Raw genomic sequence first — 16,696 nt, 5'->3', positions numbered from 1 at the left:
AGCTTTATAGCGTTGAGTGCTAACACCACGGCGCAGCGTCCAGCAAACGCTGGCAGCGCAGTTGCACGAACTCGCGCAGCAGATGCACCGCCTTGCTCAGTTGGGCACGGTGCGCGCACACCAGATACAGCGGCGTCGGCTCGCCCAGCCAGTTAGGCAGCAGCACCTGCAGACGCCCTTCACGCACGTCTTCGGCGACATCCAGCCAGGACTTGTACACCACGCCCCGCCCTGCAACGGCCCAGCGCCGGGTGACATCGGCATCGTCGCAAACCCGGTTACCCGCGACACTCATCAGCACCTCGCGCTTGCCATCCTGAAAGCGCCAACGGTCATGCGCGCGGCCATGCAGCATATAGAGGAGGCAGTTGTGATCGCGCAGATCCTCCACCGTCTGCGGCGCACCGTAGCGAGCGAGATAGGAAGGCGAGGCGCAGAGCACCCGACGATTGTTCGGCGCCACCGGCAGCGCCACCAGGCTGGAATCCTCCGGGGCGCCGTAGCGCAGGGCGATATCCACCGGCTCACGAAACAGATCGGCTACCCGGTCTGCCAGCAGCAGACGCAGCTGCAGTTGCGGATGCTCGTCCTGGAACTCGTCGAGCCAGGGCAACAGCGTATTGCGACCGAGATCCGAGGGTGCCGACAGCTGCAATACACCGCAGATACCCTCCTGACTGCCGACCAGTTGCTGACGCCCCTCCTCCAGACTCTGCAACGCCAGCCGGGCATGCACCAGATACAGCTCGCCCTCGGGCGTCAGACGCAGGCTGCGCGTCGAACGCGCCAGCAGGCGCACCTGCAACTGCTGCTCCAGTCGCTTGAGGGCGGCGCTGGCGACTGCCGGCGATACATCCAGCTGCCGCGCCGCTGCGGACAGGCTGCCAGTCTCGGCGGTACGCACGAAGAGTTGCAGGTCGTCGAAACGCAGCATGGTGGCTCACTTTCAAATTAATGATGAAAGAGACTCTATTACCAGCTGCTTTTTCTTGCCACACAAATAAACGAGCATGGCTCCAATCCCCTACCGGAGCCCGCCATGACCACTGCTCTCACACTGATCGCCACCATCAAGGCCCTGCCAGGTCATGCCGAGGCGGTGGCCGCGGGCCTGCAACGCCTGGTCACGGCCACCTGCGCAGAGCCCGGCTGCCTGCAGTACGCGCTGCACCGCAACAAGCTGGACCCGGACCAGTTCGTGATGATCGAACAATGGCGCGACGCCGAGGCGTTGGACCAGCACCGCGCAGCGCCCCATTTCCTATATTTCACCAACGCATTCGGCGAGCGGCTGGCGGGCATCGATCTGCTCCCACTGCAACCCCTTACCTGAATACTCGAAGAGGACCATTTCCATGAAAGCCGTCGCTTACTACCAATCCCTGCCGGCAGACCACCCCGAAGCGCTGCAGGACGTGCAACTGAGCGAGCCCACTCCGGGTGCGCACGATCTTCTGGTCGAGGTTCGGGCCATCTCGGTCAACCCGGTCGATACCAAGATCCGCCTAGGCGTCGCGCCGGAGAACGGCGCGGCCAAGGTACTGGGCTGGGACGCGACCGGCATCGTCAAGGCCGTGGGCAGCGAAGTCAGCCTGTTCCAGCCCGGTGACCGGGTGTTCTATGCCGGTGCCATCGACCGCGCCGGTGCCAACAGCGAGCTGCACCTGGTCGATGAGCGCATCGTCGGCCATATGCCGGGCAGCCTGTCGTTCGCCGAGGCTGCAGCCCTGCCGCTGACCGCCATCACCGCCTGGGAACTGCTGTTCGAGCGCCTGCAGGTTGCCGAGGGCTCGGCGGATCAGGGCCAGAGCCTGCTGATCGTCGGTGCCGCTGGCGGCGTCGGTTCGATCCTCACCCAGCTGGCGCGCTGCCTGACCGGCCTGACCGTGATCGGCACCGCCTCGCGTCCGGAAACCCAGGCCTGGGTCCGCGAGCTGGGCGCGCATCACGTGATCGATCACAGCAAGCCGCTGAGCGAGGAACTGGCGCGCATCGGTGTCGGCCAGGTCACCCATGTCGCCAGCCTGACCCAGACCGACCAGCACTACGCGCAACTGGTCGAGTGCCTGGCGCCGCAGGGGCGTCTGGCGCTGATCGATGATCCGCTGCAACCGCTGGATGTGATGCAGCTCAAGCGCAAGAGCCTGTCGCTGCACTGGGAGCTGATGTTCACCCGTTCGCTGTACCAGACCGCAGACATGATCGAGCAGCATCGTCTGCTGGAGCGGGTCTCCGATCTGGTCGACGCCGGCGTGATCAAGACCACCCTCGGTGAGCATTTCGGCACCATCAACGCCGCCAACCTGCGTCGCGCTCATGCGCTGCTGGAAAGTGGCAAGGCCAAGGGCAAGATCGTGCTCGAAGGCTTTTGAGGCGCGACGGTGGGCTGGGTCGGTGTGGTGGGCTGAAACGGAAAACCGCCCGGCCCACCCTACAGACTGAATCTCAGCCCTGATTGCGATGTCGTAGGGTGCGCTGTGCGCACCGAAAAAACCGGCTAGTACCTGGTGCGCACAGCGCACCCTACCTCTCTGCTTCAGCCCCACCTCGCCTGACCCAGTCACGTCGACTTCGCGGTACCGCTTATCGCAAAGCGGCCGTCACGCTGGTCGGCTGTTTGACCCAGATCAGAAAATGGTCATGCAAGCGGACTATCCTGACTGTCCCCAAGTAGCGCCGACGACTCGTCGCACTCAAGGAGGTGGTCAGCATGAAGATTGTCGTCCAACCGCAGAACCAGGGCGGCGAACGCCTGTGGCAGGTTCGCCTGGATCAACATTGCGTGAGTTTTCGCAGCGAAGCAGAGGCGCACCAGTTCGTCGCCAGGCTGGAAGCGCGACTGCGCGCGCCACATCGTTTGCCGGAGCTGCCCGAACAGCGCCGCGCGAGCTGAAGCTCAGCCCCGATTGCGCTGTCGCAGGGTGCGCTGTGCGCACCGAAAAAACGGGCTAGCCCCTGATGCGCACAACGCACCCTACCCCTTGCCAGACACCTGACCGCCCGGCGTCAGGCGCAACGCCGGGCTGTGCAGCATGTCCAGCACGGTATCGACCAGCGCAGGCGCCTGCTGCGCCAGGTCGAAGTTGGGCACCAGCAGCCAGTTGGCCTCGATGCCTTCCATATAGGCATGCAAGCAGACGGCCGCACGCGCGCAGTCCAGCTCGCCCGGCAACTGGCCCTTGTTGACCGCGTTGCTCAGCGCCTTGGCGATGCGCTGATCGCATTCAAGACTCAGCGCCTGCATGCGCTCGCGCAGACCGAGCAGTTCACCGGTGTATTCGCACTTGTAGCGCAGGATGTCGTGGATGCGATGGGTCTGCGGCTCGCTGGCCAGACGCGTCAGCGCCTTGATCAGCAACTCACGCATGCAGCCCAGAGGGTCCGGCTCGTCCTCGCTCTCGCTGGCTCGCGCTAGCTCCTCGAGCGGCAGGCGCAGACGTTCGAGCATGGCCTGGAACAGGTCTATCTTGTTCTCGAAATGCCAATAGATGGCGCCGCGGCTGACACCAGCCTCTTTCGCCACCTCAGCCAGAGACGCACGGGAAACGCCCTGGGCATGGAACACCCGCTCGGCGGCATCGAGTATCTGCACCCGTGTCGCCTGCGCTTCCTCTTTGGTTCTTCTGGCCATCTGTCACCTGCTGTCGCATTGCCGTAACCCTTCGGTAAGGAAGGACGGGCGAGAGTATGCAGGCAGCTTTAGGCATTTACAAACATTCACGTACGTAAGTATATTCCTCCATCGATTTTTTCCCCTGCCTTCGTCCCCTTCGCCCCTTGGGCCATGATTCGATAAAACGAGGTTCTCAGATGCACTCGAAGCCAGCCTTCGCTGTCTTGGTTTCCGCCATCGCCGTGGCAATGCTCAGTCTCACCGGCTGCCAGGAATCCAGCGCCCCACAGACCCAGCAAACGCCGCAAGTCGGAGTGGTCACGCTCGAAGCCAAACCCTTTGCACTGACCAGCGAAGTACCGGGGCGCACCAGCGCTTATCGCATCGCCGAGGTGCGCCCGCAGGTCAACGGCATCATTCAGAAGCGCCTGTTCACCGAGGGCAGCGAGGTCAAGGCAGGTCAGCAGCTGTACCAGATCGACCCGGCCACCTACCAAGCCACGTTCAAGAGCGCACAAGCCACGCAGCTTTCCGCCAAGTCCCTGGCTGATCGCTACAAGCTGCTGGTCGCCGACAAGGCCGTCAGCCAACAGGCCTATGACGAAGCCCGCGCTGCCGGTCTGCAGGCCGATGCCGCATTGGAACAAGCGCGCATCGACCTGCGCTACACCAAGGTGATGGCGCCGATCAGCGGTCGCATCGGCCGCTCCGCGGTGACCGAAGGCGCGCTGGTCAGCAACGGCCAGGCCAACGCCATGGCCACCATCCAGCAGCTCGACCCGATCTACGTCGACGTCACCCAGTCGAGCAAGGAACTGCTGCGCCTGCGCCGCGACCTGGCCGAGGGCCGTCTGCAGAAGGCCAGCGACAGCGCCGCCAAGGTCGCGCTGAAGCTGGAAGACGGCAGCCGCTACGCCCATGAAGGCACGCTGGAGTTCTCCGAAGTGGCGGTGGACGAAAGCACCGGTTCGGTGACCCTGCGCGCGGTGTTCCCCAACCCGGACCACCTGCTGCTGCCGGGCATGTTCGTGCATGCCGAGCTGCTCTCCGGGGTCAAGCAGAACGCCATTCTCGCCCCCCAGCAGGGCGTGACCCGCAACCAGCGCGGCGAGCCGACGGCGATGGTGGTGGGTGCAGACAACAAGGTTGAACTGCGCGTGCTCAAGGCCGATCGCACCGCCGGCAGTGCCTGGCTGGTGGAGGAAGGTCTGAACGAAGGCGACCGTCTGATCACCGAAGGCCTGCAGTTCGTGCAGCCTGGCGCCGAGGTCAAGGCCGTGCCGGCCGGCAACGTCAAGACCGAACAGCCTGCCCAAGACGCCGAACAAGCCAGCGGCCAGGACTAACGGAGAAGTACTGAATGTCCAGATTCTTTATCGACCGGCCGATCTTCGCCTGGGTGATCGCCCTGGTGATCATGCTGGCGGGTGGCCTGTCCATCCTCAAGCTGCCGATCAACCAGTACCCGAGCATCGCGCCGCCTGCCGTTGCCATCCAGGTCAGCTACCCGGGCGCCTCGGCGCAGACGGTGCAGGACACCGTGGTGCAGGTGATCGAACAGCAGCTCAACGGCATCGACGGCCTGCGCTACGTCAGCTCGTCGAGCAACTCCGACGGCAGCATGGAGATCATCGTTACCTTCGAACAGGGGGTGAACCCGGATATCGCCCAGGTCCAGGTGCAGAACAAGCTGCAGCTGGCCACCCCGCTGCTGCCACAGGAAGTCCAGCAACAGGGCATCCGTGTGACCAAGTCGGTGCGCAACTTCCTCATGGTCATCGGCGTGGTGTCGAAAGACGGCAGCATGACCCGTGAGGACCTGTCGGACTACATCGTCTCCAACCTGCAGGACCCGATCTCGCGGACCAAGGGCGTCGGCGACTTCCAGGTGTTCGGCGCGCAGTACGCCATGCGCATCTGGCTCGACCCGGCCAAGCTCAACAGCTTCCAGCTGACCCCGGTTGACGTGCGCAGCGCCATCCAGGCGCAGAACGTGCAGATTTCCTCCGGCCAGTTCGGCGGCCTGCCGGCATCGCCGGGCAACCAGCTCAACGCCACCATCATCGGCAAGACGCGCCTGCAGACCCCGGAAGAGTTCCGCAAGATTCTGCTCAAGGTGCAGGCCGATGGCTCCCAGGTGCGTCTTGGCGATATCGCCAAGGTCGAGCTGGGCGGCGAGAACTACGCCATCAACGCGCAGTTCAACGGCCTGCCAGCCTCGGGTCTGGCGATTCGCCTGGCCACCGGTGCCAACGCCCTGGACACCGCCAAGGCGGTACGCGAAACCATCTCCAATCTCGAGCCGTTCTTCCCGGCCGGCATGGAAGTGGTCTTCCCCTACGACACCACGCCGGTAATCTCGGCCTCCATCGAAGGGGTGGTGCACACCCTGTTCGAGGCCATCGTGCTGGTGTTCCTGGTGATGTTCCTGTTCCTGCAGAACCTGCGCGCCACCATCATTCCGACCATGGCGGTGCCGGTGGTACTGCTCGGCACCTTCGGCATACTTGCCGCGTTCGGTTTCTCCATCAATACCCTGACCATGTTCGCCATGGTCCTGGCCATCGGCCTGCTGGTGGACGACGCCATCGTGGTGGTGGAGAACGTCGAACGGGTGATGCGCGAGGATGGGCTATCGCCCAAGGAAGCGACGCGCAAGTCCATGGGCCAGATCCAGGGCGCACTGGTGGGCATTGGCCTGGTGCTCTCGGCAGTATTCTTGCCGATGGCCTTCTTCGGCGGCTCTACCGGGGTGATCTACCGGCAGTTCTCCATCACCATCGTCTCGGCCATGGCCCTGTCGGTGCTGGTGGCGCTGATCTTCACCCCGGCGCTGTGCGCCACCCTGCTCAAGCCCATCGACAGCGACCACCACGAGGCCAAACGCGGCTTCTTCGGCTGGTTCAACCGCACCTTCGACCGCGGCAGCAACGCCTATCAGCGCGGCGTCGCCGGCATGCTCAAGCGCAAGACACCCTACCTGCTGCTGTATCTGGTGATCGTCATCATCATGGCGTGGATGTTCACCCGCATCCCCACCGCCTTCCTCCCCGAGGAAGACCAGGGCGTGCTGTTCGCCCAAGTGCAGACGCCATCGGGCTCCAGTGCCGAGCGTACCCAGGTGGTGGTCGATGAAATGCGCCAGTACCTGCTGGAAGACGAAGCGAGCACGGTCAAATCGGTGTTCACCGTCACCGGCTTCAACTTCGCCGGCCGCGGCCAGAGCTCCGGTATGGCCTTCATCATGCTCAAGCCCTGGGGGGAACGTCCCGGCGCCGAGAATGGCGTAGCTGCGCTGGCGCAACGTGCGCAGATGCACTTCTTCAGCTTCCGCGATGCGATGGTGTTCGCCTTCGCCCCGCCGGCGGTCATGGAGATGGGTAACGCCACCGGCTTCAACTTCTTCCTGCAGGATCAGGCGGGTGTTGGCCACGAGGTCATGAACGAGGCACGCGACAAGTTCCTGCAACTGGCCAACCAGCACCCGGTGCTCGACAGCGTGCGCGCCAACGGCCTGCGCGACGAAGCGCAGTACCAGTTGCTGATCGATGACGAGCGCGCCCGCGCCCTCGGCCTGTCGCTGTCGGACATCAACAGCACCCTGTCGATTGCCTGGGGCGCCAGCTACGTCAATGACTTCATCGACCGCGGTCGGGTGAAGAAGGTCTACCTGCAAGGCGCGTCCGAAGCGCGCATGAGCCCGGAAGATCTGAACAAGTGGTACGTGCGCAACGACCAGGGCCGCATGGTGCCGTTCAGTGCCTTCGCCAGTGGCGAATGGACCTACGGTGCACCCAAGCTGGCGCGTTACAACGGCGTCTCGGCAGTGGAAATCCTCGGCGCGCCGGCGCCCGGCTACAGCACCGGTGATGCCATGGCCGCCGTCGAGGAAATCGCCACGCAGCTACCACAGGGCGTGGGCTATTCCTGGACCGGTCTGTCCTACGAGGAACGCCTGGCCGGCTCGCAGACCACCGCGCTGTTCGTGATCTCCGCCATCGTGGTGTTCCTCTGCCTGGCAGCGCTGTACGAGAGCTGGTCGATCCCGTTCTCGGTGATGCTGGTGGTGCCGCTGGGGATCATCGGCGCCTTGATGTTCACCGAGCTGCGTGGCCTGTCCAACGACGTGTTCTTCAAGGTCGGCCTGCTCACCACCATCGGCCTCTCGGCGCGTAACGCGATTCTCATCGTCGAGTTCGCCAAAGCCCAGTACGAACAGGGCATGACCTTCGCCGAAGCGGCCATCGAAGCCTGCCGCATGCGTCTGCGCCCGATCATCATGACCTCGCTGGCCTTCATCCTCGGCTGCCTGCCGCTGGCCATCGCCAGCGGTGCCGGCGCCGGCAGCAAGCACGCCATCGGCACCGGAGTGATCGGCGGCATGCTCAGCGCGATGATCCTGGCGATCTTCTGGATTCCGCTGTTCTACGTCGTGGTCTGCTCGATTTTCGAGAAGAAGCGCCCCGAGCCGACCCGTGAAAACGAGAAGGAGGTACTGCAATGAGGCAGTCCCTGTTGTCCCTGGCCGTGGCCGCCGCTCTGCTCAGCGGCTGCAGCCTGATTCCCGACTATGAGCGCCCGGATGCTCCGGTTGCCGCCGACTGGCCGCAAGGCGAAGCCTATGGCAGCGCCGCCAGCGAAGGCATCCGCGCGGCGGCCGACCTGCAATGGCGCGAGTTCTTCCGCGACCCGGCGCTGCAGCAACTGGTGCAGGTGGCGCTGGAAAACAACCGCGACCTGCGCGTCGCCGCGCTGAACGTCGAAGCCTACCGCGCGCTGTACCGCATTCAGCGCGCCGACCTGCTGCCTTCGGTCTCCGCTGATGGCGCCGGCACCCGCCAGCGCCTGCCAGCCGACCTGAGCCAGACCGGTGAAGCCCGCACCAGCGGTCAGTACAGCGCGACACTGGGCGTCAACGCCTGGGAGCTGGACTTCTTCGGTCGTATCCGCAGCCTCAGCGAGCAGGCCCTGCAGCAGTACCTGGCCACCGAACAGGCCGCGCGCAGCACGCAGATCAGCCTGGTGGCCAGCGTCGCCAACGCCTACCTGCAGTGGCAGGCGGATCAGGCGCTGCTCGAACTGACGCGGGACACCCTGAAGGCCTTCGAGGAAAGCTACCAGCTGACCCAGCGCAGCTTCGACGTCGGTGTCACCGATGCTCTGGCCCTGAGCCAGGCGCGCAGCGCGGTGGACAGCGCCCGCGTCAGCCTGGCGCAGTACCAGCGCCTGGTCGCTCAGGACCGCAACGCCCTGACCCAACTGCTTGGCACCGGCCTGCCTGCCGATCTGCCGCAGGGGCTGGCATTGAACGCCGAACTGCTGGAGCAGGTACCCGCCGGTCTGCCAGCCGACCTGCTGCAGCGTCGCCCCGACCTGCTGCAGGCCGAATACCAGCTCAAGGCCGCCAACGCCAATATCGGCGCGGCGCGCGCGGCGTTCTTCCCCAGCATCAGCCTGACCGCCAATGCCGGCACCGCCAGCAGCCAGTTGTCCGGCCTGTTCGACAGCGGCTCGGGCACCTGGCTGTTCCAGCCGCAGATCAGCCTGCCGATCTTCAACGCCGGCCGTCTGCGCGCCAACCTCGACTACGCCGAGCTGCAGAGCGATATCCAGGTCGCGCAGTACGAGAAAACCATCCAGGTGGCCTTCCAGGAAGTCGCCGACCGCCTCGCCGCGCGCACCACCTACCGCCAGCAACTGGACGCCCAGCGTGCCCTGCTGGAGACCACAGAGACCTATTACGACCTGGCCGAGCGCCGCTACCGCACCGGTGTGGACAGCTACCTGACCCTGCTCGACGCCCAGCGTCAGCTGTTCAGCGTGCGCCAGCAGCTGATCACCGACCGCCTGGCCCAGCTCAGCAGCGAAGTGGAGCTGTACAAGGCCCTGGGTGGTGGCTGGAGCAATACGGGGAGCAACGCCCCGCAAGGTTGATCGCGCGTAACCCGCTTCAAGGACGACCTTACCCAACGCGCCGCCCCCGCAGTCTTTGCGGGGGCGTTTTTTTGTCGATTCGACACTCCGTCGTACCTGAGTCCAGGCCATACCTGTGAGAGCGACACCAGTCTTTCGAAAACCACTGGCAAGCCGCCCTCACACACAATTTGCCCGGCGCAGCGGGTGTTCTGGTTTGGAATGGGTTTTCGACAGCGGCCAGCCGGGGCGCCGCGATGCCTCCACAGTGGCGAGACTCTATGCGTCCCGGCCAACCTGGTAAGCTTTGGGAGTCACTCCGAACCAGCCCTTGAATGCCTTGTAGAAAGCGCTCGCTTCGGCAAAACCCAACTCGCGACTGAGCTGTTCGACTCGGCACCCCGGCTGCGCCAGGCGCTGCACGGCATAGTTTCGACGTACCTCGACCAGCAATTCGGAAAAGCTGCACTGCTCCGCGCGTAGGCGGCGGTGAAGGGTCTGCCGACTGATCCCCAGGCGCCCCGCCACTCGCTGAACTGACAGCTCGCCGCTCGACAAGCCATACTCGATCTGCTGTTGTACCTGTGCGCGCAAGCTGCGCTGTGCCGGTAACTGCGCCTGCATATCGCTCACCCGCTGCTGCATCAACCCCTTGAGATAGGGGTTTGCACTTGTCACCGGCAACTGCAAATCACTCGCCTGCAACTCCAGGTAGTCCGCGTCCTCGCCGAAACGCACCGCCACGCCGAACACCTGGCGGTAGACCACCGGTGCCGCCAGTGGCGCATGACGAAAGCCCACCGCCTGTGGCACCAGGCGCACCGCCGTGAGCTGGCGCGCCCAGCACAGCGCCGAGCTGAGACTGTGCTCGCAGGCCACGGGGTGGCCGAGCAGCGGTGCATGGAACAGGAAGTGAATGCGAACGCGCGTGCCGAGCACCTCGACCCGCAGGCTCTCGCCCTCACTCATCACCGGGATGTAGCGACGGAACAACTCCAGCGCCTCGCCCAAGGTAGCGCTCTGCGCTGCCAGGTGGGCGACCGGCCCACGGGTATGCAGGCCGCGCCGCTGGCCGACCAGCAGGCCAATCTCAGGTGGAGCCCCACGACTGGCGGCATGGTCCCAGAGATGCACAGCCCAGCGCACCGGCACACGCATCTCCAAGTTTCTTAGCTGTTCCAGCTCGATGCCCAGCACCTGCAGATCCGTCGAACCAACCAGCCCGAGCCCTTGCAGCGACAGGTACAGGTCCAGCAGCTGTGAGGCGGTAGCGCTGGGGCTGTTCGCCAACGACATGGAATGCTCCTTGCGCCAATCGAGGGAGTCCGATTGTGCGCCGCCCATGAGACGAATTGCCAGTTTCGTGCAACCCCTGGCTATCAACAGCGGGGCGCTGACTGACTAGATTGGCCGAAAAACAACAAGACCGAGTGCCTCGCACCAACTGGAGTCCCGCCCCAATGAGCCACGCCGACCTGATCACCCTGCCCCGTTTGCTGTCCCGACTACCGCGTCTGCTCGTAGACCTGCCCGGCATCGTCAAAGGCCTGCACATCGGCAATCGCAGCCGCGGTGCCTACCCCGCCAGCCTGGCCCGCTGCGTCGAGACGGCCGCGCGAGAAAACCCCGAGGGCGTAGCCTTGATCCAGGACGACGAGCAGCTCAGCTACGCCGAACTCGATCGCTGGAGCAACCAACTGGCGCACTACCTGCGTGCCCATGGCCTGTGCCAGGGCGACAGCGCAGCGCTGATGTTCGAGAACCGCTTCGAGTTGCTTGCTGCGGTCATCGCCTGCGCCAAGCTCGGCGCGGTCAGCGCGCTGATCAACAGCAGCCAGCGCGGCCGCGTGCTGGCACACAGCATCGGCCTGGCGGCGCCGCGCATGGTGCTGGTTGGCGAAGAGCTGCTGGAAGCTTTCAACGAAGTAGCAGGCGACACGGCGCTGCCCGACGACGCCCGCTTCTACTTCGCCGACCGCCCGACCTGGCGCGACCCAGGCGAGGCGCCGAGAGGTTGGCTGCATCCGGCCGCGACGCTGCAAGACTACCCCGTTGAGGCGCCAGTGCTGGAGCGCGCCGTGCGGGCCGACGACCCGTGCTTCTTCATCTATACCTCGGGCACTACTGGCCTGCCCAAGGCCGTGGTGTTCAACCACGGGCGCTTCCTCAAGGGTTACGGCGCCTTCGGTTTCGCCGCCGTGCGCCTGGGCCGCAAGGACCGCATGTACGTCAGCCTGCCGTTCTACCATGGCACCGCCATGGTGGTGTGCTGGGGCTCGGTGTTGGCAGGCCAGTCGGCGCTGATCATGGTGCGCAAGTTCAGCGCCAGCCGTTTCTGGGAGGAGGTGCAGCAGCATCGGGCAACCGCCTTCGGCTATGTCGGCGAGCTGTGTCGCTACCTGCTAGACCAGCCGCCGCACCCCGGGGATACCAATAACCCGATCCGTGTAATGGTAGGCAACGGCCTGCGCCCAAGCCTCTGGCAGGCATTCAAGCAGCGCTTCGCGGTCGAGCGGGTCATCGAACTGTATGCCTCAAGCGAGGGTAATGTCGGTTTCACGAACTTGCTCAACCTGGACAACACGGTTGGCTTTTCGCCCTACCCCTACGCCATCGTCCGCTACGACCAGGAACACGAGGCGCCGCTACGTGAGAACGGCTGCCTGCAGCGCGTGGCAAAGGGCGAAACCGGTCTGCTGCTGGGCAAGATCACCGACAAGACGCCCTTCCACGGCTATACCGACGCGCGTGACACAGAGCGCTGCATCCTGCGCGACGTGTTCGAGCCGGGCGACGCCTGGTTCAATACAGGCGACCTGATGCGCGACATGGGCTTCCGCCACGCGCAGTTCGTCGACCGTCTCGGCGATACCTTCCGCTGGAAGGGCGAGAACGTCTCCACCACCCAGGTCGAGGCCGTACTAGACAGCATCGAGCACATCAGCGAGACGGTAGTCTACGGCGTGGAAATCGCCGGCACCAACGGCCGCGCCGGCATGGCCTGTGTGCGCCTGAACTGCGCGGCAGAGGATTTCGACTTCCACGCCCTGCTCGGGCAACTGCGCCTGGCACTGCCGGCCTACGCCATCCCACTGTTCCTGCGCCTGAGCGCGCAGATGGAGACCACCGGTACCTTCAAGCACAAGAAGGCACCGCTCAAGGAGCAGGGCTTCGACCCGCAATGCTGCAGCGACCCGCTTTATGCCTGGCTGCCAGGCACCGAGCGCTATATCCCGCTGACCCACGAGCTGCACGCCGCAATCCTCACCGGCACCTACCGCTACTAGCCGCCGCGTAAAGCCAGTCGCCCCCAGCAGAAGTCGGTCCGTGAGGACCGACTTTTTAGCATGGCTTCGTCGCGTCTAGACCGACACGAAGCTGCAGCGGCGCCACCAGCGTATCCAGCAAAGACTCGCGACAGGCGCCATCTGCGGCGAACAACAGCGCCAGCAAGCCCCTGGGTAATGGCTGGAGCAATACGGGGAGCAATGCCCCACAAGGGTGATCGCGAGCTACAGGATTGGTGCTGCTTCGCCGCTCAGCTCAGCCCCGCCAACAACTGCGCGCAATCCTGCGCATGCAGCTCGGTCAGCTCCGGCCAGGGGTTGTCCGGCAGGTTGACCAGCACACTGCGCGCACCGGCGGCCTGGGCGCATTCCAGGTCGAAGCGGTAGTCGCCGACCATTACCAGCTCGCGCGGCGTAACGCTCCAGCGCTCGGCCAGGTGTAGCAAACCGCCGGGATGCGGCTTGGGCGGGGCTTCATCGCGCCCGAGGATGTCCGCCCTGGCAAAGCAGTCATCCAGGCCGATGGCCTGCAACGTCAGCAAGGCCAGCGAGTGAGCATTACGCGTGAGGATGCCAAGCTGGCAACCTCGCTCGCACAGGGTGCGCACCAGTTCGATGGCGCCCGGCGCCGGGCGCGAGGCCACTGCCAGCTCGCGTTCGTGCTCCAGCAGCCAGGCATGCTTGGCCGCGGCTTCCTCTGCCGGCAGCGCCGCCAGGTGATGGAGGATGTCGTCCTCCTGGGGAATGCCCAGCGCCCGCTTGATCGCCGGAAAATCATGCACCGCCAGGGTCAGGGTGCCGTCCATGTCGAACACCCAGTGACGTGCTTCGCGCAGTGCCTTCACTTCCAGTCCTCACGCACGCGGGTCAGACCTTCCTGGGCAGCCGAGGCCACCAGTTCGCCCTGGCGGTTGTAGATGCTGGCGCGGGAGAAGCCGCGCGCATTGCCGGCCCAGGGGCTGTCCATGGCGTACAGCAGCCAGTCGTCCATACGCAGGTTGCGGTGGAACCACAGCGAATGATCGAGGCTGGCCACCTGCATGAACTTCTGGAACACCGACACGCCATGCGGCTGCATCGAGGTGGTCAGCAGGTTGAAGTCACTGGCGTAGGCCAGCAGGTACTTGTGCAGCTGCGGGTCGTCCGGCAGATCGCCGGCGGCGCGGAACCACACGTACTTGACCGGTTCACAGGGCTGCGGCGCGAAGGGGTTGATCAGGGTCACCGGGCGGATCTCGATGGGCTTGTCGCTGGTCAACCGCTCACGCATGCGCTCGGGAATCATCGGCGCCACCATGCGCGCCAGCTCGGTTTCCGATTTCAGATCCTCGGGACCGGGGACGTCCGGCATCTCGCTCTGGTGATGAAAGCCTTCCTCGTCGTACTGGAAGGACGCGCTGCAGAAGAAGATCGGCTGACCCTTCTGCACCGCCACCACGCGACGGGTGCTAAAGCTGCCGCCATCACGGGTGCGCTCGACCTGATAGACCACCGGCAGGCTGGCATCGCCAGGGCGCAGGAAATAGCCGTGCATGGAATGCACGTGGCGCGCCTCCTCGACCGTCTGGCTGGCAGCGGAGATGCACTGGCCAAGCACCTGGCCGCCGAACAGCTGGCGAAAACCGAGATCCTGGCTGCGGCCACGGAACAGGTTTTCCTCGATCTGCTCCAGGCTGAGCAGCGCCACCAGATCATCGAGAACCTGAGTCATGGGGTATCGTCTCCTTGCACGGGGGGTATACGCGATTGCGGGTAGGCCGGCAGCGATGTCAGGCGTTCGTCCCACACGGCGCGGCCAAGAGTGAAATGGTAAAGACTTTGCAGCCCGCTGTCGGCATCTCCGAGCAACTCGCGCAAAGCATCGTCGAAATAACAACCAATGCCAGTACCGGAAAGCCCGGCCGCTTCGGCTTCCAGATAGAGCAACTGACCAATCTGGCCACATTCCCAGTAGAGCCGTGGATAGCGCCAGGCGCCACCCGCCAACACACGCTCCACCCGCGCCAGCATGGCCAGGGCCACGCAACCATCGGCGGCGATGTCCTGGCCGCAACTGAGAAAGCCCGCCAGGCCACGGGCATCGCCTTCGAGCAGGCGATACAGCGGCAGCTCCTCGTCCACCCGCTGCCACAGATAATCCTCGCGTAGCGGCTGCACGCCGCTGCCCGTGCGATCCAGCCAGTACAGACCCGGCGCCAGGCCCTGCACACGATGGACGAACAGCAGCAGGTCGATCTCGTTCGGCTCACCGCTCACGGCGAACGGCACCGGTGCTTGCTCCGGCATCAGACGGCGCAGCCAGGCCAGCAGCAGTGCAGCCTGAATGCCGCTGCGACCGTCCATGGCCTGCGCACTGCGCCGACGATGCAGGATCGGCCGCAGCGGCAGACCGGGATTGTCGGCATGTACGTCAGCTGCATCCAGGTTCCAGGCGGCGCGAGGACGTGCCGGCGCGCGGCACAGCCCATGTACGCGCTGCAGCTCGGGCCAGTGACGATACTCACGGGACAGGCGATTGGGCGAACCGGCCCGCTCAAGCTGCGCCACTGCCGTTAGCAGGGCCTCAGGCAGCGCGAATTCCATCGTTTGCGCCGGGCCGATCCACAGCAAACAGTCGCCGTGTTCGGCTTCGTGAAAGTCGTCCCCATCCAGCCCCAGCAGGCCGTCCAGACGCGCTTCGGCCACGCCGTGCAGCATGCGCACCTGCCAGCCCTGCACGCTGGCGGCGATGGCCAACGCCGCCAGGGCATGTCCCAGGTCGTGCTGGCAATAACGATAAGCCCGCTCGCCGTACTTCCAGGCCTCCCGCCAGGCGATGCTGCTCAAGCCGAGGAGAAAACCACCGGGCGGCAGGCTGTTCGCAAGCTGCTGGCCGAGGTGCGCAGGCAGGTCGCAGCGCACCTCCAGCGCATGGATATCCGGCGCATAGTGGGCCAGCACACCATCCTCGCCGACGACGCCTGGCGGCAACAGCAGATAGGCCTCGGTTGGGTGCAGGTTGCCGGATGACGGGTTGACCCGCAGCGCCCAGCGGCTGCCGCCAGCCTCCTTCCAGGCGGAAATGGCCAGGCTGTCGTACAGCAGTTGCGCGACGCTGGCGCGGTCCAGCGGCGCGGGCGGCGTCTGCGGCCCGGCGAATGCCGTGTCGTAGCCCGGCCCCTCTTCCAGCGGGCGGTGGTACAGCTCGATCAGCCGGGCACCCTCGTAACGGCGAAACGGTGCCGGCTGGGTCGCCCAGTCCAATTGCCCCGGCCCCGGTGCGAAGCGCTCGGGGGCGTGCTTGCTGAGCTGGTGATAGGCGAGCACATCCTTCATCGCCCGGCCTCCCACTGCTCGCGGCGAATGCGGCAGAGCACATGCGGCTGCAAGGGATGGCCAGCCGGCACGCGCGGATGGAGAAAGTCGGCAGCCGCGTCACGCTGCATGCCGATGCTGCGCATCACCGCCTGCGACGGCAGATTGGCCGGCACGGTGAAGCTCAGCACCTCGTCCAACCCAAGCTGCTCGAAGGCCACGGCCAGTGAAGCGCGCGCCGCCTCGCAGGCATAGCCCTGACGCCAATGGGCGCGCGCCAGGCGCCAGCCGATCTCCACAGCCGGGACGAACGGCGCATCGAAGCCGACGTGCGCCAGGCCGGTGACTCCGATCAGTTCGCCAGTGTCGCGCCGCTCCAGCGCCCAGAAGCCAAAGCCGTGCTCAGCGAAATGCGCCCGGATGCGCGCCAGCAGTTGTGCGCTCTGCTCCGCGTCCAGAGGCGACGGGAAATGGCGCATCACCTCGGCATCGGCATTGAGTGCGGTCAGCGCCGGCAGATCAGTGTCGCGCCAGGCGCGCAGCAACAGCCGCTCGGTGGAAGTTTCGATCAGGGGCATGGCGGTTGTCT

At 65.2% G+C, this 16,696-nt stretch carries 14 protein-coding genes; 7 read left to right on the top strand and 7 right to left on the bottom strand.

Features of this window, described 5'->3' with window-relative positions:
- Window positions 1-19 precede the first annotated feature (19 nt).
- Window positions 20-934, bottom strand: a complete 915-nt coding sequence (locus BLR77_RS15430; RefSeq protein ID WP_074679298.1) for a LysR family transcriptional regulator — start codon at window positions 932-934, stop codon at window positions 20-22.
- 105 nt (window positions 935-1,039) lie between these two features.
- On the opposite strand from BLR77_RS15430, the gene BLR77_RS15425 reads away from it, so the two are divergent.
- From BLR77_RS15425 to BLR77_RS15415, 3 genes are all read left to right on the top strand, one after another.
- Window positions 1,040-1,333 (top strand): putative quinol monooxygenase, encoded by a 294-nt coding sequence (locus BLR77_RS15425; protein WP_074679296.1) that lies wholly within the window; start codon window positions 1,040-1,042, stop codon window positions 1,331-1,333.
- 22 nt (window positions 1,334-1,355) lie between these two features.
- On the top strand, window positions 1,356-2,372 hold the full coding sequence (locus tag BLR77_RS15420; protein WP_074679294.1) for a zinc-binding alcohol dehydrogenase family protein: 1,017 nt from the start codon (window positions 1,356-1,358) through the stop codon (window positions 2,370-2,372).
- A gap of 338 nt (window positions 2,373-2,710) precedes the next feature.
- On the top strand, window positions 2,711-2,893 hold the full coding sequence (locus BLR77_RS15415; protein ID WP_074679292.1) for a hypothetical protein: 183 nt from the start codon (window positions 2,711-2,713) through the stop codon (window positions 2,891-2,893).
- 81 nt (window positions 2,894-2,974) lie between these two features.
- On the opposite strand, the gene BLR77_RS15410 is transcribed toward BLR77_RS15415, so the two are convergent.
- Window positions 2,975-3,631, bottom strand: a complete 657-nt coding sequence (locus tag BLR77_RS15410) for a TetR family transcriptional regulator (RefSeq protein WP_074679290.1) — start codon at window positions 3,629-3,631, stop codon at window positions 2,975-2,977.
- A gap of 179 nt (window positions 3,632-3,810) precedes the next feature.
- Here BLR77_RS15410 and BLR77_RS15405 point away from each other — a divergent pair, with 179 nt between their 5' ends.
- Genes BLR77_RS15405 through adeC form a run of 3 tightly spaced genes read left to right on the top strand, consistent with a single transcriptional unit; the run spans window position 3,811 to window position 9,547 of the window.
- The gene (locus BLR77_RS15405) at window positions 3,811-4,959 is read left to right on the top strand and encodes an efflux RND transporter periplasmic adaptor subunit (protein WP_074679288.1); all 1,149 of its coding nucleotides are present in this window, start codon (window positions 3,811-3,813) and stop codon (window positions 4,957-4,959) included.
- Window positions 4,960-4,973: 14 nt separating this feature from the next.
- Window positions 4,974-8,117 (top strand): efflux RND transporter permease subunit, encoded by a 3,144-nt coding sequence (locus tag BLR77_RS15400; protein WP_074679286.1) that lies wholly within the window; start codon window positions 4,974-4,976, stop codon window positions 8,115-8,117.
- Window positions 8,114-9,547, top strand: coding sequence for an AdeC/AdeK/OprM family multidrug efflux complex outer membrane factor (gene adeC / locus BLR77_RS15395; protein WP_074679284.1), 1,434 nt, complete (start codon window positions 8,114-8,116; stop codon window positions 9,545-9,547). Before BLR77_RS15400 ends, adeC begins: the two co-directional genes overlap by 4 nt.
- A gap of 258 nt (window positions 9,548-9,805) precedes the next feature.
- Here adeC and BLR77_RS15390 read toward each other — a convergent pair whose 3' ends face one another.
- Window positions 9,806-10,822 (bottom strand): AraC family transcriptional regulator, encoded by a 1,017-nt coding sequence (locus BLR77_RS15390; protein WP_074679282.1) that lies wholly within the window; start codon window positions 10,820-10,822, stop codon window positions 9,806-9,808.
- A gap of 164 nt (window positions 10,823-10,986) precedes the next feature.
- On the opposite strand from BLR77_RS15390, the gene BLR77_RS15385 reads away from it, so the two are divergent.
- Entirely contained in the window at window positions 10,987-12,813 is a 1,827-nt protein-coding gene (locus tag BLR77_RS15385; RefSeq protein ID WP_074679280.1) for a long-chain-acyl-CoA synthetase, read from the top strand.
- 251 nt (window positions 12,814-13,064) lie between these two features.
- On the opposite strand, the gene BLR77_RS15380 is transcribed toward BLR77_RS15385, so the two are convergent.
- From BLR77_RS15380 to BLR77_RS15365, 4 genes are read right to left on the bottom strand one after another with little or no spacing between them, the layout of a single operon-like run.
- Window positions 13,065-13,658, bottom strand: coding sequence for an HAD family hydrolase (locus tag BLR77_RS15380; protein WP_074679278.1), 594 nt, complete (start codon window positions 13,656-13,658; stop codon window positions 13,065-13,067).
- The gene (gene tesB, locus BLR77_RS15375; RefSeq protein ID WP_074679276.1) at window positions 13,655-14,524 is read right to left on the bottom strand and encodes an acyl-CoA thioesterase II; all 870 of its coding nucleotides are present in this window, start codon (window positions 14,522-14,524) and stop codon (window positions 13,655-13,657) included. The genes BLR77_RS15380 and tesB overlap by 4 nt, the downstream gene beginning before the upstream one ends.
- Window positions 14,521-16,128: a SagB/ThcOx family dehydrogenase gene (locus BLR77_RS15370; protein WP_139202993.1), complete on the bottom strand. Its 1,608-nt coding sequence runs from the start codon at window positions 16,126-16,128 to the stop codon at window positions 14,521-14,523. Before BLR77_RS15370 ends, tesB begins: the two co-directional genes overlap by 4 nt.
- The gene (locus tag BLR77_RS15365) at window positions 16,125-16,685 is read right to left on the bottom strand and encodes a GNAT family N-acetyltransferase (RefSeq protein WP_074679274.1); all 561 of its coding nucleotides are present in this window, start codon (window positions 16,683-16,685) and stop codon (window positions 16,125-16,127) included. The genes BLR77_RS15370 and BLR77_RS15365 overlap by 4 nt, the downstream gene beginning before the upstream one ends.
- Between the last annotated feature and the right edge of the window lie 11 nt (window positions 16,686-16,696).

Origin of the sequence: Ectopseudomonas alcaliphila (genome assembly GCF_900101755.1) — a bacterium.
In the GTDB taxonomy this organism is placed as follows: Bacteria; Pseudomonadota; Gammaproteobacteria; order Pseudomonadales; family Pseudomonadaceae; genus Aquipseudomonas; species Aquipseudomonas alcaliphila.
Note: the sequence above shows the minus strand (reverse complement) of the source record. Positions and strands in the feature narration are given on the sequence as shown.